The 22,763-nt window shown below is 71.9% G+C and carries 19 protein-coding genes; 8 read left to right on the top strand and 11 right to left on the bottom strand.

Annotated elements, in window-relative coordinates; translation table 11 throughout:
* Positions 1-50: 50 nt before the first annotated feature.
* From Q5425_RS16550 to Q5425_RS16575, 6 genes are all read right to left on the bottom strand, one after another.
* Positions 51-2,732, bottom strand: a complete 2,682-nt coding sequence (locus Q5425_RS16550; protein WP_308673122.1) for an RICIN domain-containing protein — start codon at positions 2,730-2,732, stop codon at positions 51-53.
* A gap of 40 nt (positions 2,733-2,772) precedes the next feature.
* Positions 2,773-3,885: an RICIN domain-containing protein gene (locus tag Q5425_RS16555; RefSeq protein WP_308673123.1), complete on the bottom strand. Its 1,113-nt coding sequence runs from the start codon at positions 3,883-3,885 to the stop codon at positions 2,773-2,775.
* 110 nt (positions 3,886-3,995) lie between these two features.
* Positions 3,996-5,888 carry a beta-L-arabinofuranosidase domain-containing protein gene (locus Q5425_RS16560; protein WP_308673124.1) on the bottom strand — a complete coding sequence of 631 codons (1,893 nt, stop codon included), beginning with the start codon at positions 5,886-5,888 and terminating at the stop codon, positions 3,996-3,998.
* Between the two features lie 30 nt (positions 5,889-5,918).
* A complete protein-coding gene (locus tag Q5425_RS16565) occupies positions 5,919-6,722 on the bottom strand; it encodes a carbohydrate ABC transporter permease (protein WP_308673125.1) in 804 nt (267 codons plus the stop codon).
* The gene (locus tag Q5425_RS16570) at positions 6,719-7,645 is read right to left on the bottom strand and encodes a sugar ABC transporter permease (RefSeq protein ID WP_308673126.1); all 927 of its coding nucleotides are present in this window, start codon (positions 7,643-7,645) and stop codon (positions 6,719-6,721) included. The genes Q5425_RS16565 and Q5425_RS16570 overlap by 4 nt, the downstream gene beginning before the upstream one ends.
* 2 nt (positions 7,646-7,647) lie before the next feature.
* The gene (locus Q5425_RS16575) at positions 7,648-8,955 is read right to left on the bottom strand and encodes a sugar ABC transporter substrate-binding protein (RefSeq protein ID WP_308673127.1); all 1,308 of its coding nucleotides are present in this window, start codon (positions 8,953-8,955) and stop codon (positions 7,648-7,650) included.
* A gap of 188 nt (positions 8,956-9,143) precedes the next feature.
* Between Q5425_RS16575 and Q5425_RS16580 the strand changes: the two genes are divergently transcribed.
* Entirely contained in the window at positions 9,144-10,175 is a 1,032-nt protein-coding gene (locus Q5425_RS16580; RefSeq protein ID WP_308673128.1) for a LacI family DNA-binding transcriptional regulator, read from the top strand.
* On the opposite strand, the gene Q5425_RS16585 is transcribed toward Q5425_RS16580, so the two are convergent.
* A complete protein-coding gene (locus Q5425_RS16585; protein WP_308673129.1) occupies positions 10,172-12,079 on the bottom strand; it encodes an RICIN domain-containing protein in 1,908 nt (635 codons plus the stop codon). The two genes, Q5425_RS16580 and Q5425_RS16585, sit on opposite strands and share 4 nt — an antisense overlap.
* A 142-nt stretch (positions 12,080-12,221) precedes the next feature.
* On the opposite strand from Q5425_RS16585, the gene Q5425_RS16590 reads away from it, so the two are divergent.
* The 3 genes from Q5425_RS16590 to Q5425_RS16600 are packed head-to-tail and all read left to right on the top strand — an operon-like array spanning position 12,222 to position 13,618.
* A complete protein-coding gene (locus tag Q5425_RS16590; protein WP_308673130.1) occupies positions 12,222-12,383 on the top strand; it encodes a CopG family transcriptional regulator in 162 nt (53 codons plus the stop codon).
* Between the two features lies 1 nt (position 12,384).
* The gene (locus Q5425_RS16595) at positions 12,385-12,729 is read left to right on the top strand and encodes a VOC family protein (RefSeq protein ID WP_308673131.1); all 345 of its coding nucleotides are present in this window, start codon (positions 12,385-12,387) and stop codon (positions 12,727-12,729) included.
* 1 nt (position 12,730) lies between these two features.
* Positions 12,731-13,618 (top strand): class I SAM-dependent methyltransferase, encoded by an 888-nt coding sequence (locus tag Q5425_RS16600; RefSeq protein ID WP_308673132.1) that lies wholly within the window; start codon positions 12,731-12,733, stop codon positions 13,616-13,618.
* Here the strand turns inward: Q5425_RS16600 and Q5425_RS16605 are convergent.
* Positions 13,572-14,180 carry a TetR/AcrR family transcriptional regulator gene (locus Q5425_RS16605; RefSeq protein WP_308673133.1) on the bottom strand — a complete coding sequence of 203 codons (609 nt, stop codon included), beginning with the start codon at positions 14,178-14,180 and terminating at the stop codon, positions 13,572-13,574. The two genes, Q5425_RS16600 and Q5425_RS16605, sit on opposite strands and share 47 nt — an antisense overlap.
* Before the next feature lie 55 nt (positions 14,181-14,235).
* Here Q5425_RS16605 and Q5425_RS16610 point away from each other — a divergent pair, with 55 nt between their 5' ends.
* Positions 14,236-14,910, top strand: a complete 675-nt coding sequence (locus Q5425_RS16610) for a class II aldolase/adducin family protein (protein WP_308673134.1) — start codon at positions 14,236-14,238, stop codon at positions 14,908-14,910.
* A 196-nt stretch (positions 14,911-15,106) separates the two neighbouring features.
* Here the strand turns inward: Q5425_RS16610 and Q5425_RS16615 are convergent, their stop codons facing one another.
* Both Q5425_RS16615 and Q5425_RS16620 read right to left on the bottom strand, forming a co-directional pair.
* A complete protein-coding gene (locus tag Q5425_RS16615) occupies positions 15,107-16,582 on the bottom strand; it encodes an FAD-dependent oxidoreductase (protein ID WP_308673135.1) in 1,476 nt (491 codons plus the stop codon).
* A gap of 1 nt (position 16,583) precedes the next feature.
* The gene (locus Q5425_RS16620) at positions 16,584-17,486 is read right to left on the bottom strand and encodes a diiron oxygenase (protein WP_308673136.1); all 903 of its coding nucleotides are present in this window, start codon (positions 17,484-17,486) and stop codon (positions 16,584-16,586) included.
* Positions 17,487-17,593: 107 nt separating this feature from the next.
* Here Q5425_RS16620 and Q5425_RS16625 point away from each other — a divergent pair, with 107 nt between their 5' ends.
* A complete protein-coding gene (locus tag Q5425_RS16625) occupies positions 17,594-19,147 on the top strand; it encodes an adenylate/guanylate cyclase domain-containing protein (protein WP_308673137.1) in 1,554 nt (517 codons plus the stop codon).
* Positions 19,148-19,356: 209 nt separating this feature from the next.
* On the opposite strand, the gene Q5425_RS16630 is transcribed toward Q5425_RS16625, so the two are convergent.
* Complete coding sequence (locus tag Q5425_RS16630) at positions 19,357-20,370, bottom strand: alcohol dehydrogenase catalytic domain-containing protein (RefSeq protein WP_308673138.1); 1,014 nt, start codon at positions 20,368-20,370, stop codon at positions 19,357-19,359.
* A gap of 115 nt (positions 20,371-20,485) precedes the next feature.
* Here Q5425_RS16630 and Q5425_RS16635 point away from each other — a divergent pair, with 115 nt between their 5' ends.
* Together Q5425_RS16635 and Q5425_RS16640 are read left to right on the top strand one after the other, a co-directional pair.
* Entirely contained in the window at positions 20,486-21,094 is a 609-nt protein-coding gene (locus tag Q5425_RS16635) for a TetR family transcriptional regulator (protein WP_308673139.1), read from the top strand.
* Positions 21,091-22,716, top strand: a complete 1,626-nt coding sequence (locus Q5425_RS16640; RefSeq protein WP_308673140.1) for a CocE/NonD family hydrolase — start codon at positions 21,091-21,093, stop codon at positions 22,714-22,716. The genes Q5425_RS16635 and Q5425_RS16640 overlap by 4 nt, the downstream gene beginning before the upstream one ends.
* Positions 22,717-22,763: the final 47 nt, after the last annotated feature.

A 22,763-nucleotide genomic window follows, 5' to 3' on the forward strand; every position in this document is an offset into this window, starting at 1 on the left:
GGTAAGGCGGGTTCTAACCCGCCTTACCACTCACGACAGCCGCGGCAGACTCAGCTCGCGAGGGTGATGGTCACCGTGTTCGCGCTCGCGGTGACCGTGTGCGTGGCGGCGTCGTAGCTGCCGCCGTTGACCGAGTTCACGCCGGTGGTGAGGAACGCCGGCAGCTGGATGGCGACCGCGCCGCCGGGCAGGCTGCCCGACAGCGTCACCGTGACGACGCGCGCGCCGCCGGAGCCGCTCACCGCGAGGGAGACCCCGTAGGTGGACCGGCTGCCCGAAGCGACGTCGTAGGTGTTGGTCAGGTTGCCGACCGAGATCGTCTGGCCGGGCGTGAGCCAGGCGTTCGGCACGCCGCGGCCGATGTAGAGCGGGCGGGTGAACGTGTACGGCCCGGAGCCGCTCGCCGCCAGTCCTTCGGCCACCAGCGACTCCAGCAGGCCCTGCTGCTGCCCGGCGATCGGCCACGCGTACGGGCACGCGCCGAACTGCGGGCCGGCGTGGCTGCCGATCCACGGGTTGGCCGTGCTCGGCCCGCTGCCGTTGGCCTCCCACCAGGCGTTCGGACCGCCGGTGGTCGTCTTGAGCTGCCAGGCGTAGCTGGTGATCGGCAGGTCGCGGTAGTTGTTGGAGTACAGCCCGTCGGAGGCGTACGACGTGTTGTAGGCCGTCGAGTACCCGTTGAACGCCCCGAACGTCGGGAACGGGTAGCCGTTGGCCGACAGCCGGTTGAAGCCCCACTGGTACATCCGGTCGATCTGGCCGGGATCGCCCATGATGCCGGTCAGCGCGCCGCCGGACAGCATGGTCGACCACTGGTTCTGCCCGACCCACCCGGGCGAGGCCCAGTTGGCGTCGTTGAAGGTGTTGCAGCGGTTGGCGCTGTTGGGTTTGTCCACCTCACAGGGCAGGTAGTTGAACCCGTTGGCGGACTGGTTGCGGCCCACGACCGTGTTCAACGCGGTGAGCAGCGAGGTGTAGGCGGTGTTCGCCCACGTCGCTTCGGCGGTCTGGCCGATCTTGGTCGCGATGTACTTGTACGACGCCAGCATCTGCAACGCCGAGAAGTTGCTGAACAGCCAGCGCCCGGTGGAGTCGTTGTCGAAGTTGGCCCGCAGCGTGCCGTCCGAGGCCAGCTGGGCGGGGTACTTCACCCGGGCGATGGTGCGGAGGCTGGGTCCCCACGAGCCGGTGTCGTTGAAGTACTGGCTGACGAACGCGGTGTCGTTCGTCTTCGCCAGGTACGTCGCCCAGGAGCCCATCGTCTTCCAGACGCCGTCCCAGTACCAGTTGGCGCCGACCTCGTCCCAGTTGTCCTGCTGGGAGATGCGCGCGGTGAGCAGCAGGTTGCGCGCGTCCCGGAAGTCGCCGGTTTCGAACTTGGCCGTCAGCTCGCCGGGGACGTCGTGGTTGAGGATCCAGTTGTAGTTGTTGGCGCCGGAGAACTGCGCCTTGCCCACCTGCATGATCAGGTTGTAGACGGTGCCCGCCTTGTAGGCGTTGGCCATCGCGGTGCCCGGGTTCGCCAGGCCGCCGGTGTTGGGCAGGGTCGTGTTCGGCAGGCTGAAGGTGTTCGTCTCGGCCAGCCGCGAGTTCCAGTACGACGCCATCTGGCCGTAGGCGGTGTCGTAGTTCGGCGCACTCGACGACAACGTCGAGCCGGTCGGCAGAGCGACGCCGCTGCCGAAGTTGTCCACGGCCACCACGAAGTCGTGGTTGCTCGTCTGCCCCGCCGCCACTGTGTCCAATGTGGACGGCGTTAGCCGGACGAGGCCCGGGCCGGAACCACCCGGCGGGACCGTCACCGAGCCGGAGCCGCTGTTCTTGATCGACACCCGCGTGTAGACCAGCATGACCGCGGACCCGTTGATGGTGACCTTGACGGCGAAGTTCTTGATGGTGATCCCGACGCTGCCCGAGGTCCGGGACGTCGTCATCGCGGGCAGGTAGCCGTTGTCCTCGGTCCACTGCACCGACTGCGCGCCCGGGTTGCCGCCGTAGGCGTAGGCGCTGAACGAGTACATCCCGCCGCACAGGCCGTTGTACGTCGTGTTCACGCCGCGGGCGAAGAACGAGCCGGACAGGTAGCTGAACACCGGCCAGTAGTTGCCGTCCCAGCCGATCGCCGTCGTGTTCTGGAAGCCCTGGCCGTAGGGGTCGCTGGGGGTCTGGAAGTTCGTGCCGTACGACCGCGGCAGCCCCGAGTTCTTGCACGCGTTGGGCGCCAGGTCCGGGATGCCCTGGTAGGCGTCGGACGTGCCGGGCTGGTAACCCGGGACGCGCCAGGCGCTCGCGCTCGAACACGGCAGCTGGACGAGCGCGGTGCCCGCCGGGGTGATGCACTTGCCCGAGCCGGCCGCCACGACGTTGAACGCGCCGGTCCCGGCCGGCTGGAGCCGGAACTGCTGGTTGGTCTCCCCGTGGCAGGCGTACTGGATCACCGCGGCGTTGTCCGCGGTGGACGCGCCGTAGACGTCGACGCAGCTGCCGGAGGTGAACGTGCCGATCGTGTAGGCGTCGCCGGACACCGGGGTGAACGTGTACGACTGGCCGGCACCGGACGTGCAGGCCGCCTGGGTCAGCTGGGCCGCGCTGTCGCCGTTGGGGACGGTGGCGCACTGGCCACTCCCCTGGTTGACCATCGTGCTGCTGAACGTGGCCGCGGCGTTCGCCGGGACCACCACTGCGAAGCCGGCCGCCAAGAGGGCGGCGGCCAGCAAGGCCGGACGTCTCATCGGGTTCTCCGATTCGGAAGGTTCGGAAGGCTCGGAAGGTTCAGAAGAGGAAGGAGCCGTACGGGCCGTTGAGGATCCCGTTCTTCTGGCTCTGGCTGAAGTGGGTGTTCGGGTAGTCGTAGAACGACGCCGACATCGGCGTCCCGTCGGTCGAAGTGGAGTCCGGCAGGCCGAACGCGTGGCCCAGTTCGTGCACCATGCCGCCGTACCAGCGGTTCATCGGGCCGTTGATCCCGGCCGCGCCGTCGGCGTCGTGCTGGCAGAGGATCACCCAGCCGCCGCCTCCGCCGCCGCCGGCGCCCTGGCCCTCGGCGATGACCTCGCCGACGTTGAGCCACCGGCTGTCCGGGGCCTTCACGTCGAACCGGCGCAGCAGTTCCTGCTGCATGTTGAACACGGCCCACCAGTAGCGGTCATTGCCGTTGGGGGTGTTCTCGTACCAGCTCTTCACGTGCTCGCCGGTGACCACCTGCACCACCGGGTCGGCGAGCCGGAACGTCTTGCCCAGCTCCTGCCGGTAGTACCGCTGCGCTTCCCGCAGCACGTTCGCGATGCCGTCCGGGTAGCGCTGGTCGTAGGGCACGTCGGACGGCCGCAGCAGCCACACCCGCACGGTCTTCTCCGCCGGGACCTGCGTGCCGCCACCGGTCGGGTAGCCGGCCAGCCGCCACGCGGCGGCCGTGCCGCAGGACTGCTGGACGAGCAGGGCGTTCACCGCCGTGAGGCACTTGCCCGAGCCGACCGCGACCAGGCTGAAAGCGCTTTCACTGGCCTGGAGGCGAAACTGCTGGTTCGTCCCGGAATGGCAGGTGTACTGGATCACCGCGGCATTGTCCGAAGTGGACGCTCCGGAGATGTCCACGCAGCTGCCGGCGGTGAAGGTGCCGACCGTGTAGACGTCGCCGGACACCGGGGTGAACCGGAACGACTGGCCGGCACCGGAATTGCAGCTCGACTGGGTCAGCTGGACGGCGTTGTTGCCGTTGGGGACGGTGGTGCACTGGCCGCTCGAGGCATCGACCACCGTGCTGGTGAAGGCGGTCGCGGCTTGCGCACTGCCCACGGAGAGCAGTCCGGCCAGCAGGCACAGCACCACGGCAGCAGCGAGCTTGAGCACGCCACGGTTGGGCCGGGATACCACAGGACGCGTCATCGGGTCCTCGCAATCTTCGGTTTTGTGAGCGTTAACATTCGACGGCCGGGTGCGCTCCCGTGCTCGTGAGTGGTAAGGCGGGTTCTAACCCGCCTTACCACTCACGACCGTCAGGTGAGGTGGTTGCGGGTGGCGACCGGGAGCCAGACCCGCATCGGGCCGGGTTCCCGGTTGCCCCACAGGAAGTACGGGACGGCGGTCAGCTCGAACGGCTCGCCGGGCGCACCGGTGCCCGGGCCGTAGAGCTCGTCCGATGCCGGGAGCTCGATCAGGCCGCGCGCGGTGAGGGCCACCGGCACGTCGGGCAGCGACGCGTCGGAGAACGGCGCCGCGGGGTCGAGCCGCACGTCTTCCAGCGTCACGCCGGCCGGCAGGTCGGCCTGCTCCAGGCAGTACACGAGCGGCCCGCGCGTCACCGCGACGCAGCCGCGCACGGCGTCGATCCGCGGGTGCGGCCGGACGATCCGGGCCGGCATCGGCAGTTCGAGCGTCACCGTCGCGCCGCCCGTCCAGTCCCGCCGCACCTCCGCGTAGCCGTCGTGGACGTCGGCGGGCTCGCCGTCGACGAGGGCGCCGGCGGCCCAGCCGGGGATGCGCAGGGCCAGCACGATCGGCGCCCGAGTGGTCACGGTCAGCTCGATCCGGCCGTCCCAGGGGTAGCCGGTGCGCGTGACGACGTGGACGTCCGCACCGTCCACAGTGGTCCGGATCGAGCCGGCGGCGTACAGGTGCACCTGCAGGCCGCCGGGGTCGGTGGTCGCCACGTAGCCGGACAGCGACGCGACCAGCCGGGCCAGGTTCGGCGGGCAGCAGGCGCACGAGTACCACGGCAGCCGCTGCGACGGCGCGTCCTCGTGCGAGCCGTCGTGACCGGTCCGCAGGTGCAGCGGGTTGGAGTAGAAGAAGTGCGTTCCGTCGAGGGCGGTCGCCCCGGCGATGGTGTTGTACAGCGCGCGTTCCATCTCGTCGGCGTACTTTCCCTCGCCGGTGGCCAGCAGCAGCCGCCAGTTCCACTGGAAGCTCGCGATCGCGGCGCAGGTCTCGCCGTACGCCCGGTCGGGCGGCAGCTCGTACGGGTCGCCGAACGCCTCGTCGCGGTGGCGGGACCCCTGGGCGCCGGTGAGGTAGGTCTTGGCGCCGAACGCGTCGGCCCACAGGCGGCGGGCCGATGCCAGCAGCTCGTCGTCCCGGGTCTCGACCGCGACGTCGACGACACCGGCGAGCAGGTAGAGCTGGCGCACGACGTGCCCGGCGACCTCGCCCGCCTCCCGGACCGGCACGTGGTCCTGCAGGTACCGCGGGCCGAACCGCTCGCCGTTGAGCAGGCCGCGCCCGCGCAGGTCGAGGAAGCGCAGCGCCAGGTCCAGGTACGGCCGGTGCCCGGTCACCCGGTACAGCTCCACCAGCGCGGTCTCGATCTCCGGGTGCCCGTCGACGCCGTCGACGCTGCCGAAGCGCTCGACGATCAGGTCCGCGAAGCGCCGGGCGACCGTGACGAGCTGGGCGCCGACCCTGGCGCGGGCGGCGGCGACGGCGGCCTGGATCAGGTGGCCGGCGCAGTACAGCTCGTGGCTCCAGTGCAGCTCCTGCCACTTCAGTTCGGGCTTTTCGGCACTGAAGTAGGAGTTCAGGTAGCCGTCGTCCTCCTGGGCCTTGGCCACCAGCGCGGCGGTGGTGTCGAGGAACGCCCGCAGCTCGGCGTCGCCCGGGTCGCGGCCGAGCTGCCAGGCGGCGGCTTCGAGGGTCTTGTAGACGTCGGAGTCGGCGAACCACATGTTGCGGTGGTCGCCGTCGACCTCGCCGGTGACGCGCCGGAGGTTGTCCAGCGCGCCCGCCGCGTCGAGCTGCTCCACGCAGTGCGGCAGGGTGCGGCTCGCGTTGCGCGCCTGCCAGCCGCCCAGCAGGCTGTCCGGGGCGAAGGCAACCGCGCCGAGGAAGAGCGGCCGCAGCGCCGATCTCGCGGCGGACGTGGGGTGGACGGGCCCGAGGATGCGTTCGGTCATCGAGTGCTCCTGTCACAGCCGTGGAATGTCTCAGCCCTTGAGGGCTCCCGAGGTGAAGCCGCGGACGTAGTACCGCTGCAGGACGAGGAAGACCGCCACGCACGGCAGCGCGGAGACCACCACTCCCGCTTGCAGGGCCCCGAAGTCGACCGAGCCGAGGCTGCCGGACTGGAGGTTGAACAGCGCGACCGGCAGGGTGAACTTCTCGCCGTCGGTGAGGAAGATCAGCGGCGCGACGAACTCGTTCCAGGCCGCGAGGAACGAAAACAGCGCAACCGTGACGACGCCGGGGAGCACCCCGCGCAGCAGCACCCGCCGCAGCGCGCCGCCGATCGAGCAGCCGTCGATCAGCGCCGCCTCTTCGAGTTCCACCGGCAGCGCCTCGAAGGAGTTGCGCATCATGAACAGGCCGAACGGCAGCTGCAGCACGGCCAGCACCAGGCCCAGGCCGAGCAGCGAGTTCTGCAGGCCGAGCCAGCCGAGCAGGATGTAGAGCGGCACCAGGATCGTGGTGTAGGGCACCATCAGGATGGCCAGGGTGACCAGGAACAGCAGGGTGCGCCCGGGGAAGGCGAGCCGGGCCATCGCGTAGCCGCCGAGCGTGGTCGTCACGACCGTGACGCTCACCGCGACGAGCGCGACCACCGCCGTGTTGAGCAGGTAGGTGCCCAGACCGCTGCCGTAGTCGGCGAGCCGCCGGTAGTTGTCCGTCCCGGCGTCCCCGGCCTGCCGCCCGGTCAGCGACGAGTAGGCCGTCCACAGCAGGGGCAGCAGGAACAGCACGGCCAGTGCGGCGCTCGTGACACCCGCGCCCGCGGCCCGGAGCCGGTTCACTTCCCCTCCCGGCGGATCAGGCGCAGCTGCGCGACGTTGAGGACGATGAGCACGGCGAGCGTGGCCACCGAAACCGCGGCGGCGCGCCCGAGGTCCTGGGACAGGAACGCCTCGCGGTAGATGTCGATGACGACCGTGGCGGTGTCGTGGCGGCCACCGGTGAGGATGAAGAACTGGTCGAACGCCAGTAGCGAGCCGGTCAGCGACAGCACCATCGCCAGGGCCAGCGTCGGCCGCAGCAGCGGGAGCGTCACCCGCCGGAGGATCTGCCACCGGTTCGCGCCGTCGATGCGCGCGGCCTCGTACAGCGCCGGGTCGATGCCCTGCAGGCCGGTCATCAGGATGAGCATGTAGAACCCGGCGAACCGCCAGGTGATCATCCCGGCGGTCGAGCCGAGCGCGTTGCCGCCCGAGCCCAGCCAGTCCACCCGGCCCAGGCCGAGGAAGTCCACGAGGTGGTTGAGGGCCGAGGAGTCGGTGTTGAACAGGCCGTAGAACAGCAGGCTCGTCGACGCGAGCCCGACCGCGCTGGGCAGGAAGAACACCGTGCGGGCGACACCGGTGCCGCGCCGGTCGTGCTGCACCAGCAGCGCCAGCCCGAACGCGACGAGGCTCAGCACGACCGTCGTGACCAGGGTGTATTTCAGCGTGAACCCCACCGCACGAAGGAAGAGCGGGTCGCTCAGCGCGTCGTAGTTCCGCACGCCGTCGGGGTAGGACGCGCCGACCAGCGGCCAGTGGCTGACCGACATCCACAGCATCAGCCCGAGCGGGATGACGAAGAAGACGGCGACCAGCACGGCCATCGGAGCCGCGTAGGCGAGCCCCAGCCGGCGGCGGCCCCGGGCGATCGAGCCGCGGCGGCGGGGGGCCGGCGCCGGGGTCTCCGGCGCCGACACCCTCGGGGGGAGAAGCGAAACCATGATCAGCTGCCGCCGGAAAGGGACTCGGTGACGGCCGCGTTGTGCTGCTTCAAGGCCGATCCGGCGTCACCGCCGCCGAAGACCGCGTCGATCACCGTCGCCGTCCAGGGCCCGTTGGTGTCGTTGAACGTCTTGCCGAAGTTGACCGAGATCGGTGTCTGGCCTTCGCTCGCGAGCCGGTTGAACACACCGAGCCGTGGATCCTGCTTGGCGTAGGTGTTGTCCGCGAGATCGGACCGGACGGTGATGTTCTTGTTCTTCGCGACGACGTCGACCTGGGCCTGGTCGGACAGCGTCCAGGCGATGAAGTCCCACGCGGCCGCGGCGTGGGTGCTGTTGCTGCCGATGCCGAGCACGTCCCCGCCGACGAAGGACGAGCTGCCCCCGGTCAGCCCCGGGATGGGGGCGACGCCGACCTGCAGTCCCGGCCCCTCCTTCATGCCCTGCAACGCCGTCGCGCCCATCGGCTGGATGCCGATCTTGCCGTCGAGGAACGCCTGCGTCCACGTGGGCCCGGACTCGTTCTTCGCCGACGCCGGCACGACTCCGTCGGTGTACAGCTGCCGCAGCCAGGAGTACACCTTCGCCGCCTGGGGGCTGTCGAGCGTGGCCGCGGTGCCCTGCTCGTTGAGCACGGTACCGCCGGAAGCCCAGATCATCGGCCAGCTGGTGAACAGCTGGCAACCCGGGCAGGCGCCGCCGAAGAAGTAGCCCTTGACGTCCCCGCCGAGCGCGGCGATCTTGCGGGCGGCCCCGGCCAGTTCGTCCAAGGTGGACGGTGGCTTGGCCGGGTCGAGGCCGGCGCGGCCGAAGAGGACCTTGTTGTAGAACACCGCGGACAGGTCGATGTCGTGCGGCACCGCGTAGTGCTTGCCCGCGGCGGTGGCCGCCTTCATGTGGGCCGGGGCGAGGCTGCCGCCGAACGGCAGCTGGGTCACGCGGGCGGTGAGGTCGAGGAACAGGCCCTTGGCCGCGTAGTCGGGGGCGTAGACGACGTCGGCGGCCAGCAGGTCCGGCAGCTGCTTCGCGCCCGCGGCGGTCCCGACCTTCTGCTGGTAGGAGTCGGCCGGGAAGACGGTCAGCTTCACCTTGTTCTTGTGGCTCGCGTTGTAGGCGTCGATCAGCGTCTGGCTGAACGTGGCCGTCGGCGAGCGGGTCCACATGGTGATCGTGGTGCCGTCGTCCACGCTCGCGGTGTCCCCCGCCGCCGCCCCGGACGGGCCGCTCTGGCAGGCCGCGAGGACGAGCACGCCGGCGACGGCGGCCGCGGCACGCCCCCACCGTGCCCTGGTACGGATGTGCGAAGTCATCGACTCTCTCCTATCGGGAGGCCGCCGCCTGCGGTGTCGAAGAAGGAACCGGAATTCCCGGCTCAGAAACTTTAGGAAACCGGTTTCCGAATCAAGTTAGGGCGGTTCCACCAGCGCGTCAAGCGCTGTTTGCCGTAGTCCTGGAAGTTACCTTGGGTCGCCGCCGACCACGGAGGTACTGTGCCACCATGCCCCCGCGGAAACTTTCGGAAACTCCCGGCACCCTCGCCAAGCCGGCCACCATCAGCGAGGTCGCCCTGCTGGCCGGCGTGTCGGTCGGCACCGCGTCGAAGGCGCTCAACGGCCGCGGGTCGCTTCGCCAGGAGACCCGGCAGCGGGTGCTGGCCGCGGCCGAGCAGCTGGGTTTCCAGCCCAACCGCGCGGCCGTGAGCCTGAACTCCGGGCGCACCTACACCGTCGGCATGATCACCACCGACACGATCGGCCGGTTCAGCATCCCGCTGATGATGGGGGCCGAGGACGCGCTGGGGGCCGGGGAGATGTCGGTCTTCCTCTGCGACGCCCGCGACGACCCGATCCGCGAGCAGTACTACCTGCGCACGCTGCTGTCCCGCCGGGTCGACGGCATCATCGTCACCGGCCGCCGCACCCAGGCCCGCCCGCCGATCGGCGCGGGCCTGCCGATCCCGGTGGTGTACGCCTTCATCAGCTCCACCGACCCGCACGACTGTTCCGTCGTGCCGGACGAGGCGGGCGGCGCGCGCAAGGCCGTCGAGCACCTCCTGGCGACCGGACGGCGCCGCATCGCCCACGTGACCGGGCCCGAGCGGCACCACTCGGCGACCGTGCGCGCGGCCGCCGCCGCCGGACGGCTCGCCGAAGCCGGGCTCGACCTGGCCGGCGTCCCGATGTTCGGCGAGTGGAGCGAGGCCTGGGGCCGGCAGGCGGTCCGGATGCTGCTGGGCGCGGGCACCCCGTTCGACGCCGTTTTCTGCGGCAGCGACCAGATCGCCCGCGGCGCCGCCGACGCGCTGCAGGCGGCCGGCCGCCGCGTGCCCGACGACGTCGCCCTGGTCGGCTTCGACAACTGGGACGTGATGGCGCTGGGCTGCCAGCCGCCGCTGACGAGCGTCGACATGGAACTGGAGGCGCTCGGGCGGACCGCCGCCGACCGCCTGCTGGCGGCGATCAACGGCGAGCCCTCCCCCGGCCGGCACACCCGGCCGTGCCGGCTGGTGATCCGGGAATCGGCCGCCTAGCGCCGGGTCCACTGCTGGTTGGCGCCGCCGCTGCAGGTCCACAGGATGAGCTTCGTGCCGTTCGCGGTGGCCGCGCCGCTCGCGTCCAGGCACAGCCCGGACACCGCGTTCGTGATGGTCCCGTTCGCGTTGACCGTCCACTGCTGGTTGCGCTGGCCGTTGCAGTCCCAGACCACCACGGCGGTGCCGTTCGCCGTCCCGCTGTTGTAGGCGTCGAGGCACTTGGTGCCGTTGACGACGAGTTGCCCGCGCACCGGCACCCAGGTCTGGTTCGGGCCCGCGGCGCAGTCCCACAGCTGGGCCTGGATCCCGTTGGCGATGCCGTTGTCGTCGACGTCCACGCACCGCCCGGAGGGCGCTCCGGCGACCTGCACGCCGTTGGTCCCGGGCAGGGGCAGGACGTCGACGGCGGTGAGCTGCGGCGGGGTACCGGAGAACGTCAGGGTGTTGGTGTTCCCCTTGCCCAGCGACACGACGGCCGAGACGGTCTTCGGTGCTCCGCCCGTCGCCGGGAAGGCGACGACGGTCGGCTGCTGGCCGTTCACCGCGAGGGTGGCGGTCTGCGTGCCGGTGGCGCTGTAGGTGAAGGTGGCGACCGCCAGACCGGTTGCGGCGGCGGTGATGCCGGTGAACCGGGAGCCACTGGCCGGGTAACCCGCCGAAGCGGCGTCGGTTCCCTGGACGGTCAGCAGCACCGAATCGCCGGCCGGGACGTTGACGCTGTAGCCGGTGGCGAAGGTGCCGGCATCGGCGGCGCCCCAGACGTTGCGGACCTTCGCCGCGGCCGGGGTCAAGCCCAGATCGGCCCACCGCACCGCCATGGCCGCCGCCGACGACGTCCGGTTGAGCAGGACCACCGCGCGCTTGCCCGATCCACTGAGGACCTTCGAGTGGACCTGGCGCCCGGCGGAGTCTTCGGCGACCTTGACGCCCTGCAGGCCGCGCGGGTCCTGGTCGACGGCGATGACTTCCCGGTTCGCCAGGATCGCCTTTGTGGCGGCGCTCATCGTCGCCAGGTTGTTGCCCGCCAGCAGCGGCGCCCCCGAAACGGCCCACAGGCTCATCTCCGTGCGGGCCTGCGCGTCGGTGAGGCCCGGCATGCCCACGGTGAGCATGTCCGGGTCGTTGACGTAGCCGGTGTGCTGCGACACCGGGTGCTGCGCCTGGTCGAAGTTCGTCAGCACCTGGCCCGGGGTGGCCGTCTGGCCGTAGTAGATGATGTCCGTGCTGGTCCGCCACATCGGGGCCGTTCCGGCGCCCCAGTTCCACGGGTTCTTCTTGCCCCAGTTGCAGATCGAGAGCACCATGCTCCGCCCGGTCTGCGCGGTCGCGGCCTTGTTGGCGTCGCTGATCGCCCGGTAGGTGCTCTGCGGGTCGAGGCCCTCGGCGTCCCCGCCGCACCAGTCGACCTTGACGAAGTCGAAACCCCAGCGCTGGAACTGCAGCATGTCCTGCAGGTAGTGGCCTTCGCTGCCGCTCCCGGGCGCCGCGGGCCGCCCGGTCGGGAAGTAGTAGCCGCAGCCGTCGCGTCCGGCGTCGGTGTAGATCCCGGCCTTCAACCCCTTGCTGTGCAGGTAATCCGCGATCGCCGACATGCCGCCGGGCCACTCGGCGGTGTCCACCGTGATGTTCCCGCCGCTGTCACGCGTGCCCTGCCACCAGCCTTCGTCGATGTTGACGTAGCTGTACCCGGCGTCCTTCAGCCCGGACGACACGAGCGCGTCGGCCTGCGCCTTGATCGTGCCGTAGTCGATTTTGGCGGCGAAGGTGTTCCACGACGCCCAGCCCATCGCCGGTGCGGGAACGGCCGCCTCGGCGGCGGCCGGGCTCGCCGCGGCGGAGCCCACCCCCGGGACGACCGCGGCGGTCAGCAAGAGCGCGGACAGGGCGTGGCGCAGCTTCATGGCGTCGCTCCGACTTCGTCGTCGAAAATTGTTAACGCTAACATTTGTGCTACGCATGAATTGTTGACTCGCCGGGACGCCACGTCAAGGGGCGGACGGCGGTACTTGTGTATCTAGCTTGCTAGCATGCTAGCCTTGAGGGGTGGGCGATGACGACGTCAAGCAGTTCAACGTGTACCTGCCGATCGGCCTGATCCGGCAGGTCAAGCACCGAGCCATCGAGACGGAGCGGTCGCTCTCGGCGCTCGTCGCCGACGCGCTGCGCGCCTACCTCGCCGAAACCGTTGCCGAAGAGGAGAACTGACATGACGACCGAGGGCATCGAGGCGCTGTACCTGGAGACCCGCAACTGGGGCAAGGCGGCGAAGTTCTTCCGAGCACTGGGCTACGAGCTCGAATTCGCGACCGACCACAACTCCGGCCTGCTGCGCAACGGCGACGGCCCGTCCCTGTTCATCGCCGAGGTGCCCGAGGACCGGGAGCCGCGCACGCAGGTCGTGTTCAAGGTCCCGGACGCCGACGCGTTCCGGGCCGGCGACGTCGTCGAGGTCGTCACCCCGTTCGAGGACACCCACTACGGGACCCGCGAGATGACCGTCCGCGATCCCGACGGGCGGACGTGGACGCTGTCCGCACCCGGGAAGGCCTGAGGTGGCCGCGCCGGACAGCACGGCGGTGCGGACCGCCTTGTGGCGGGCCCTGCACCTCGCGGTCGATCCGCCGCCCCACGTGTTCGCCGACGAGCTCGGCTTGCGGCTGGCCGGCCCGGGCGAGGGCTGGCGGGACCGCGACGACATGGACCCGGCCACCGCCGGGCGCTACCGGGCCGGCATGGTGGCCCGCGCCCGGTTCGTCGAGGACCTGGTCACCGAGCAGGCCGCCCGCGGGGTCGGCCAGTACGTGATCCTCGGGGCCGGCCTCGACACGTTCGCCCAGCGCCGTCCGGACCTCGCGTCCCGCCTGCGCGTGTTCGAAGTGGACCAGCCGGGCCCGCAGGCCTGGAAACGCGCCCGACTGGAGGAACTCGGCCTCGGGGTGCCGGACTGGCTGCGCTTGGTGCCGGTCGACTTCGAGACGGCGTCGTGGTGGGACCGGCTCGCGGCCGCGGGCTTCGCCCCGGACGAACCGGCGGTCGTCGCCTCCACCGGCGTCAGCATGTACCTCACGAAGGAGGCGAACGCGGCCACGCTGCGCCGGATCGCCGGGTTCGCCCCGGGCTCCACGCTGGCGATGACCTTCCTGCTGCCGGCCGGCCTGCTCGACGACGCCGAACGCGACCGGCACCGCGCCACCGCGAGCCGGGCGAAGGCGGCCGGCACACCGTTCGTCAGCTCGTTCTCCCCCGCGGAGGTGCTGGCGATGGCCCGCGACGCCGGATTCCGCGACGCGGTGCACGTTTCGGGGGCCGAACTGGACGAGCGGTACTTCGCGGACCGCGCCGACGGCCTCCGGATCGTCCGGGGCGAAGAGTTCCTCGTCGCCACCACCGGAGCTACGGCCGGGGCAGCTGACCCAGGTAGGCCCGCAGCATCGCCTTGAGCGGCTCCAGGAGTTCGGGGGCACCGTCGCCGCGGAACACCTCCTGGAGCACGGCGTCCGCGGCGAGGAACGCCGTGCGGCACGCCACCGCGGCCGCGTAGTCGTCGAGCAGGAAGCCCTGCGCGACGAGGATGCGGTGCACCCCGCCGGCCATCACCCGCTTGTGCGCGCGGTCGGCTTCCCGGGTCCCGTCGGCGAGACCGCGGCCGAACCACAGCGCGCGGAACCCGGGTTCCGCGCGGTAGAGCCCGGCGAAGGCGTCGACGAGCAGGCCGACGGGATCGGGCCAGGTCTCTTCGGCCGCTCGCTCGGCGAACGACGTCATGAGGTCTTCGAGGCGGGCGAGGTAGACCTCGCCCAGTGCCTCGGTGATGGCCTCGCGGTCGGGCAGGTACTGGTACAGCGCGCCCACCGAGACGCCGGCTTCGGCGGCGACCCGGGTCGTCGTCAGCGCTTCGACGCCTTCCTCGGCGAGCAGCCGATCGGCGGCGGCGAGCACCTTGGCCAGCTTTTCCCGCGAACGCGCCTGGCGCGGTACCCGGCGCAGCCGGCCCTCGGTCATCCGCTCCCCAAACCTGAACGTGACTTTGTTTCGTATTTATTCTAGCCTCGCAGCCATGGTTGCGGGGAGTTCGGTTCTCGAGGAGGCGCGGCGCGCGGTGGCCCGGGCCTGTCACGGCCTGGCCGGCGAGGGCCTGCTGATCGGCACGGCGGGCAACGTGAGCGTCCGGGCCGGCGAGCACGTCGCCGTCACCGCGACGGGCGTCGAGCTGGGCCGGGCCACCCCGGAGGACGTCACCGTCGTGGACCTGGACGGCGCGGTGGTCGCCGGGGAACTGGCGCCGACGTCGGAACTGGAGCTGCACCTCGGGATCTACCGGCGCTACGGCGCGGGCGCGGTGGTGCACACGCATTCCCCGCAGGCCACGGCGGTGTCCCTGGTGCTCGACGAGCTGCCGTGCGTGCACTACCAGCAGCTCGCGCTGGGCGGTGAGATCCGGGTCGCGCCGTTCGCCGTCTTCGGGTCCCCGGAACTGGCCGGCGAAACGCTCGCGGCGCTCGAAGGCAAGGCCGCGGCACTGCTGGCCAACCACGGCGCGGTCGCCCACGGCCCGACGCTCGAAGCCGCGGTCGACAACGCGCTGCTGCTGGAGTGGGCCTGCGGCCTGTACGTGCGGGCCGCAACGCTCGGCGCGCCCCGGGTCCTGGACCGGCACCAGCAGGACGCGGTGGTGGCGGCGGCCGTGCAGCGCGGCTACGGCCGGCCCCGGCGGCTCGACGAGCCGCGGTGAAGCAGACCCGGCCGCACACCGCCGGGGCGGACCCTCGGCCCGCACCGGTCCCGGTAGCCGCGGTTCAGCGGCCGTCCGGGCGGTCGAGCCGAATGCCGGACCGCGGCTCAGGCGCGGCACCGACAGCCGCGCGACCACGGTTCAGCCACCGCCGACGCCGCCCCCGGGCGCACCCGCCGATCGCCGGACCGCGGGCTCAAGCGCGACCGAGCAGCCTCGCCCGCGCTCCCCGGCGCCGCACCGGCAGCCGCCCGGCGACGGCGTCCTCCAGCAGCGATCCCACCGTCTCCCGGGCGCATGCCTTGTTCGCCCCGATCCCGCCCGATGGGCCGCGCTTGATCCAGCCCGCCACGTACACGCCCGGGCGGCCGGCCACCCGCCCGGCCTCGTTCGGGACGATCCCGGCCGCCTCGTCGAACGGCAGGCCCGGCACCGGAGCACCGCGGAACCCCGCCGCGCGGACCACGCGGCCCGCCGCGATCTCGACGTCGCCGTCCGGACCCGAAGCGACCACCGCGCGGACCTCGGTGTCGCCGCGGAACTCGACCGGAGCCGAATGGAAGCGCAGCACGATCCGGCGACGGCCGTCCGGCGGCGGGGCCGACCAGTCGATGCGCTCGCGCGGCACCCCCTGCAGCCACGCCGCCTTCTCGCCCGGCGCCGCGCCGTCGATCACGGCCGCCACGGGTGAATGCGCGTCCACCACCAGGTCGCCGCGGGCCGCCAGGGCCAGCAGTTCCGGCCGCGTGTAGGCCGCCGTCTCCGGACCGCGGCGGGCCAGCAGCACCACCTCGCGGACCTTGCCCGACCGCAGCCGCGCCAGCGCTTCCGGCGCGATCGACGTGCCCGCCAAGGCCGCCGGGTCCGCGGTGAGGATCCGGGCGATGTCGAGGGCGACGTTGCCGGTGCCCACGACGACCACGCGGTCCGCCGAGAGGTCGACGGCGTCCGGCTCGACGTCCGGGTGGCCGTTGTACCAGCCGACGACCGTTGCGGCCGGCAGGCTGCCGGGCAGGTCCTCGCCCGGGACGCCGAGCCGCCGCGCTTCGGTGGCCCCGACCGCGTAGATCACCGCGTCGTGCCGCTCGGCCAGTTCGGGACCGGCCTGGGTGCCGAGCCGCAGGCGGAGCCGCGGGTGGTCGTGGAAGCGGGCGAACGTCTCGCCGATCTTCTTCGTCGACGGGTGATCCGGCGCAACGCCGTAGCGGATCAGGCCGCCGGCCACCGGCAGGCGGTCGACGAGCATCACGCGGGCGCTGGTGTGCAGCAGCAGGTCTTCCACCGCGTACATCCCCGCCGGCCCGGTGCCGACGACGGCGACGTCCAGGGGCGCGAAGTCACTCGGCAGCACCCGCTTGAACGACGGCGGCGCCCACCGGTGGAAGTTCGGCGCGACCGACACGTCGGCCAGCACGTCCCGGCCGGCGTAGTACTCCGCGTTGATCTCCTCGTACACCCGCAGCGGCCCGGTCAGGTCGCCGGCCGGGAAGATCGCGTCGACCGGGCAGGCGTCGGCGCAGGCACCGCAGTCGATGCAGGTGGCCGGGTCGATGTAGAGCAGGTCGGTGCGCCCGAAGTCCGGCTCGTCCGGCGTCGGGTGGATGCAGTTGACCGGGCAGACCGACACGCAGGTCGCGTCGGTGCAGCAGGTCTGGGTGATCGCGAAGGCCATGTCAGATCAGGTTCGCGCGCTTGTAGAACCACAGCGACGGCTTGGTCAGCAGCCCCACCGAGTGCAGGAACTCCATCAGCCCGGAGCAGCTGGACCGCAGCATCGACTTGTGGTGCTCGTTCGCCTTCGCCTCGCGCCGCGCCCGCTTGCCGTCCAGCCCGGCGTTCTCGTAGACCTTGCCGTTCACCATGCTCGTGACGATGAAGTACGACGCGATCGCGACGACCAGGCCGTTGATCTGCCGACGCAGCCGGCCGGCGCCTTCGAGTCGCTCGCGGGTCTCGTCGCGGGCGAACTTCATGTGCCGCGACTCCTCGACCACGTGGATGTTGTTGATGGTCCGCACGAACGGGACCACGCGCTCGTCGCGCATCCAGTCGCGCTGCATCACGTCGAGGACCTCTTCGGCCACGAGGATCGCCGCGTAGGCGGCTTCCCCGGTCGCGGTGGCCTTGAAGACGCGGCCCAGTTCGACGACGAACCGGCGCGGCCGGTAGGCGGGCGCGCGCAGCTTTGCCGCGCCGCGGGCGAACATGATCGAGTGCCGGCACTCGTCGGCGATCTCGGTCAGCGCCCACTGGAACGCCGGGTCGGTCGGGTCCTTGGCGTAGAAGTCGCGCAGCACCATCTGCTGGAGGATCATCTCGAACCAGATGCCGGTGCTCGCGACCGACGCCGCCTCCTGGCGGGTCAGTTCGCGCTGCTGCTCCGGGGTCATGTCGGCCCAGTAGGAGGTGCCGTAAAGCGTGCTCCACTCCGGGCTCGCGCCGTGGTAGTCCGTGTCGAGCGGCGTCTCCCAGTCGACCTCCCGCACGGGGTCGTAGGAGAGCTGCTCCGACGAGTCGAGCAGCCGTCGCGCCACGGTCTCCCGATCCGACACGCCCGATTCGCTGATGCTCGTCACGACCGACCTCCTCGTCAGGTGTTACTGAAGTTCACTGTTACCAACCGTAACACATACCCACGCACCCGTCTGCGCGCAGTTGAGTGAACGACCGTACACTCAACGGGGTGAACTCAGGGCGCTCCTCCGCGGGACCGTTCGGCTCCGGGCTGCTCGGGCCGCTGGACCAGAACGTCACCGCGCTGCGGCGGCGCGTCCAAGGCCTGCTGACCGCGGCTTTGATCGCCACCAACGTCATCGGCGCGCTGGTCGTGGTCGGGCTCGCGGCGCTGCTCATGCCCGCGCCGGGCATGTCCGGCGACCTCGTGCGCGTCACCGCGATCGCCGTCCCGGTGTACGTCGTCGCGGCGATCGTCGCCGGCACGCTGTGGGGCACCCGCGGGGCCCTCCGCACGCTGCGCTGGGCCGCCGAGGGCCGCCGCCCGACCGACGCCGAACGCGCCGCGAGCCTGCGCGTCCCGTTGCGGCTGACCTGCGTGCAGGCCGTGCTGTGGGGCATCGCGACGCTGCTCTTCGGCGGCCTCGCCGCGCTCGTGCAGCCGAAGGTCGTGCTCACCGAGCTCCTCGTCGTCGCCTTCGCCGCGGTCGTCGTCTGCGCGATCGCCTACCTCTTCGGCGAGTTCGCGTTGCGGCCGTACGCGGCGCTCGCCCTCGCCGGCACCACGCCGCCGCGCCCGGCCAACGGCGGCGTCAACCTCCGGATGCTGCTGTTCTGGTGCCTGGGCACCGGGGTGCCGGTGGCCGGGCTGGTCGTCACCGCGGTGCTGGCGTGGGTGCGCGGGGACGTCTCCACCACGAAGCTCGCCGTGTCGGTCATCGCCCTCGGGCTGGTCGTGCTGTGCTTCGGCCTGCTGGTCACCGTGTTCACCGCCCGCGCGGTGGTGAACCCGATCTCCTCGGTCCGCGACGCGCTCGACCGGGTCCGGGCCGGCGACTTCGCCGTGGAGATCCCGGTGTACGACGGGACCGAACTCGGCCTGCTGCAGGCCGGGTTCAACGGGATGGCCGCCGGGCTGGCCGAACGGGAGCGGCTGCGCGACCTGTTCGGCAGGCACGTCGGCCACGAAGTCGCCGTCGAAGCCATGCGGACGTCCACCGAACTCGGCGGCACCGTGCGGACGGTGTCGGTGCTGTTCGTCGACCTCGTCGGCTCGACGGCACTGGCCGCGAGCCGCCCGCCGCAGGAGGTCGTCGGCCTGCTCAACCGGTTCTTCACGGTGGTGGTCGACGAGGTCGACCGGCACCACGGGCTGGTCAACAAGTTCGTCGGCGACGCCGCGCTGGCCGTCTTCGGCGTACCCACCCCGCTCCCCGACCACGCCACCTGCGCACTGGCCGCCGGCCGCGCGATCGCGGCCCGCCTGGCCGCCGAGGTCCCGGACGGCCCGGCCGGCATCGGCGTGGCGACCGGCGACGTCGTCGCGGGCAACGTCGGCGACCCGCGCCGCTTCGAGTACACGGTGATCGGCGACCCGGTCAACGAAGCCGCCCGGCTGACCGAGCTGGCCAAGAACGCCCCCGGCCGCCTCCTCGCCTCGTGGACGGCGGTCGAGGCCGCGGCCGCGGCCGAAGCGGCCCGGTGGACCGCGACCGAGGACGTCACCCTGCGCGGCCGCACCCGCCCCACGACGCTCGCCTCGCCGCGGCAGCCGGACGCCTGAGAATCCCGTCACAGCGGCGTTTCGCGAACCGCGGAAACGGCCACGGGCGGCCTGCCGAGCAGGGCACCGGCCCGCCGGTGCTGCGGTGGCACGGCCGGCGGGAGACAGCACGCTGCCGTCCCGGCTGAGCGAAGAGGACAACCGCGACCGGGAACGTCCGGCCGAGGTGAATGCGGCGCTGCCGGAGTTTTCCGAGCAGCTCCGAGCGGTCAGCGCCGCGGGTCGATGTGGACTTTCGGGCCCGCGCCGCCGATCCGCTCGCCCGCCAGCACGGCCCCGACCTCGTCGAGGCCGACGGTGCCCGCCACGAGGGGGCGCGGGTCGACGGCTCCGCTCGCGTACGCGGCGATGGTCTCGGCCAGTCCCGGGGAGGCCGACAGGACCCCGACCGCCGTGACGTCCTTCAGCACCAACGCGCGTGTGTCCAGGTGGCTGGGCGGCCCGGACAGTCCGATGTAGACGACCCGGCCCGCGGGCTCCACCAGCTCGACGGCCAGCGCGGGTGAGCCGGCGGCGCCGGTCGCGTCGACGACCGCGTCGAACGGCAGGGCGGGCAGGGTCTCCCGGGTCCACGTGTTCGCGAACCCCAGGCTGCGCGGGAAATCGAGGGCACCGACGCCCATCAAGTGCACCTCGGCGCCCGCCGCGCGCAGGAACATCGCCGTGAGCAGCCCGATCGTCCCCGGCCCCAGCACGAGTGCCCGGTCTCCCGTGCCCGCTCCGGCCGCGCGGGCCGCCCGCAGCGCGTTGCCGCCCGGTTCGACCAGGGCACCGAGCACGGCGTCCACCGAGCCGGGCAGCTCGTGCAGCGACCACGCGGGCACGGCGAGCCGTTCGGCCAGCGCGCCGGCCCGGCCGCCGCGGATGCCGACCTCCTGGCGGCGCTCGCAGGTGTGCTGGTGGCCCCGGCGGCAGCGGCGGCACGTCCGGTCGCCGAGCATCGTGTCGCCCATGACCCGGCGGCCGAGCCAGGCCGGGTCCACACCCTCCCCCACCGCGGTGACCGTGCCCGCCCACTCGTGGCCGAGCCGCATCGGGTACCCCGAGTGCCCCTGGTGGAGGTAGGCCATTTCCCCGGTGAAGAACTCGACGTCGGTCCCGCACACCCCGGCGCGTTCGACATCGACGACCACCTCGCCCGCGACGGCCCGGGGGGCCGGCACCTCCTGCACCGAGCACTCGCCCGGCCCGGTGAGCACGAAGGCCCGCATGGTCGAAGACATGCCCGCATGCTCGCATCTCCGCCGCCCGCGCGAGCGGCCGAGGGCGTCCGGGCTGGAGCTTGCGCGCGCTGATTGTCACTTGCCATTTTCTTGACAGGTGTCCATTATCAACCCCGTGGACAGCGACTGGACGACCGAAGCGCCCGCCAAGGACCGGCGGGTGCGCCGGTCGCGCGCGGCGCTGATGCGGGCCGCGGTCGAGCTCGTGTCCGAACGCGACTCCCCCGCCGTCGCGGTCTCCGAGATCGCCGAGGCGGCCGACGTCAGCCGGCAGGTGCTGTACCAGCAGTTCGGCGACCGCGACGCGCTGCTGCTCGAGGCCGCGCTCGACCTCGTCCGGCGCGAACTGCTCGGCGACCTCGCCGGCCTGGCCTCCGCCACCGACGAGCACGGATCGTTCCTGGCGCTGGGCCGGCACTTCGCCGCCCACCGGCGCTTCTACCGCGCCCTGCTGACCGGGGCCTCCGCGTACGCCCTCAACAAGGCGCTGACCGGCCTGTTCCTCCCCCTCAACCGCGAGCACCTCGGCCACGCGTTCGGCCGCCACCTCGACGCACAGGGTGCCGAGGACCTGGCCACCTTCCTGACCGGCGGCGCGGGGGCGGTCGTCAACACGTGGGTCGTCGACGGGCCGGACCCGCTCGACCCGGAGGAGTTCGCCGGGCGGCTGATGCGGATGCGCTCGGTCGTCACCGCGATGATCACGAAGGAGGCCGGCCGGTGATCAGCCGTCTTGTCGAACGCCTGCTGAAACTGCCCGCGCCGGCCACCCGGCGCCTCGTCGTCCAGCGGGACCTGCGTGTCCCCATGCCGGACGGCGTTGAGCTGCTGGCGGACCGGTGGGCGCCGCGCACCGGCGCGGACGGGCTCCCGATCGCGTTGCTGCGCACGCCCTACGGCCGCCGGGGCGTGTTCGGGGCGATCCTGGCGCGGCCGCTGGCCGAGCGCGGTTTCCAGGTGCTGATCCAGAGCACTCGCGGCAGCTTCGGGTCCGGCGGCGTCTTCGACCCGCTGCGGCAGGAGCGCGAAGACGGCCTCGCGACGCTGGACTGGCTCACAAAGCAGCCGTGGTCCGGCGACGCGATCGTGCTCGTCGGCGCCAGCTACCTGGGGTACGTGCAGTGGGCGGTGGCCGACCGCCTGCCGCCGCAGGTCAAGGCGATGGTCCCGCAGGTCAGCGAGTCCGGGCTGACGCTGGAATTCCTGCGCGAGGACGGCCTTTCGCTGGAGACGCCGTTCGGGTGGGGCGTCCAGGTCGCGGTCCAGGAACGCCGGTTCGCCCTGCTCCGGCAGCGCAGCCGGGCGAAGAAGCTGGAGCAGGCGCTGAACACCCTGCCACTCGCCCAGGCCGACGTCGTCGCCATCGGCCACCGCTCGGACTACATCCAGGACGTCCTCGCCCGCCCCGGGAACCACCCGCGCTGGGCCGAGGCCGACCACCGGGATCGCGTCGCGGACGTCACCGTGCCGGTCAGCTCGGTCGCGGGTTGGTACGACATCTTCCTGCCGGGCCAGCTGCGCGACTTCCGCACGCTGCAGGAGGCCGGACGGCGGCCGCGGCTCACGGTCGGGCCGTGGACCCACGCCGGCCGCGCCGACCTGCTCGGCGGGACGGGGCAGACGCTCCGGGAAACCCTCGGGTTCGGGCTCGCGCACGCCCGCGGCGAGGAACCGCCGGAGCGGGCGCCGGTCCGGCTGTTCGTCATGGGCGAGGAAGCCTGGCGCGATTTTGCTTCCTGGCCGCCGGAAGGCTATGCACCGCAACGGTTCCACCTGCACGCCGACGGCACTTTGACACCGGACGCACCCGGCGGGTCCGCTCCCGGCCGCTACCGCTACGACCCGGCGGACCCGACCCCCGCGGCCGGGGGTGTGCGGATGGCCCCCGACGCGGGCCGGGTGGACAACGCGGCGCTCGAAGCCCGCACCGACGTCCTCACCTACACCACCGTCGTGCTCGGGGAAGACGTCGAAGTGATCGGGGACGTGAGCGCGGAGATCTGGTTCCGGTCGAGCCTGCGGTTCGCCGACGTCTTCGTCCGGCTCTGCGACGTCGGCCCGGACGGCCGTTCGGTCAACGTCTGCGACGGCCTCACCAGCCTGCGCGACGCCGGCGATCTGGCCGCCGTCCCGGTGCGGTTGTGGCCGACGGCGCACCGGTTCCGCCGCGGGCACCGCATCCGGGTCCAGGTCTCCAGCGGCGCTTTCCCGCGCTACGCCCGCAATCCCGGCACCGGCGAACCCCACCCCACCGCGGTCACGCTGCGCGCCGCGGACCAGGAGGTCCACCACGACCCCGCGCACGCGTCGGCGATCTTGCTTCCCGTCCGCGATTTTCGGAAATAGGTTCGATCACGCGAAAAAACGGCGAAGCGGCGTGAAAAAGAATTCCC

Source organism: Amycolatopsis sp. A133 (assembly GCF_031082405.1).
In the GTDB taxonomy this organism is placed as follows: Bacteria; Actinomycetota; Actinomycetes; order Mycobacteriales; family Pseudonocardiaceae; genus Amycolatopsis.

Excerpts from the sequence above, each read along its gene's own strand:
- Q5425_RS16550 (WP_308673122.1), bottom strand. The coding sequence starts at position 2,732 with ATGAGACGTCCGGCCTTGCTGGCCGCCGCCCTCTTGGCGGCCGGCTTC.
- Q5425_RS16555 (WP_308673123.1), bottom strand. The coding sequence starts at position 3,885 with ATGACGCGTCCTGTGGTATCCCGGCCCAACCGTGGCGTGCTCAAGCTC.
- Q5425_RS16560 (WP_308673124.1), bottom strand. The coding sequence starts at position 5,888 with ATGACCGAACGCATCCTCGGGCCCGTCCACCCCACGTCCGCCGCGAGA.
- Q5425_RS16570 (WP_308673126.1), bottom strand. The coding sequence starts at position 7,645 with ATGGTTTCGCTTCTCCCCCCGAGGGTGTCGGCGCCGGAGACCCCGGCG.
- Q5425_RS16575 (WP_308673127.1), bottom strand. The coding sequence starts at position 8,955 with ATGACTTCGCACATCCGTACCAGGGCACGGTGGGGGCGTGCCGCGGCC.
- Q5425_RS16580 (WP_308673128.1), top strand. The coding sequence starts at position 9,144 with ATGCCCCCGCGGAAACTTTCGGAAACTCCCGGCACCCTCGCCAAGCCG.
- Q5425_RS16585 (WP_308673129.1), bottom strand. The coding sequence starts at position 12,079 with ATGAAGCTGCGCCACGCCCTGTCCGCGCTCTTGCTGACCGCCGCGGTC.
- Q5425_RS16595 (WP_308673131.1), top strand. The coding sequence starts at position 12,385 with ATGACGACCGAGGGCATCGAGGCGCTGTACCTGGAGACCCGCAACTGG.
- Q5425_RS16605 (WP_308673133.1), bottom strand. The coding sequence starts at position 14,180 with ATGACCGAGGGCCGGCTGCGCCGGGTACCGCGCCAGGCGCGTTCGCGG.
- Q5425_RS16610 (WP_308673134.1), top strand. The coding sequence starts at position 14,236 with ATGGTTGCGGGGAGTTCGGTTCTCGAGGAGGCGCGGCGCGCGGTGGCC.
- Q5425_RS16615 (WP_308673135.1), bottom strand. The coding sequence starts at position 16,582 with ATGGCCTTCGCGATCACCCAGACCTGCTGCACCGACGCGACCTGCGTG.
- Q5425_RS16630 (WP_308673138.1), bottom strand. The coding sequence starts at position 20,370 with ATGTCTTCGACCATGCGGGCCTTCGTGCTCACCGGGCCGGGCGAGTGC.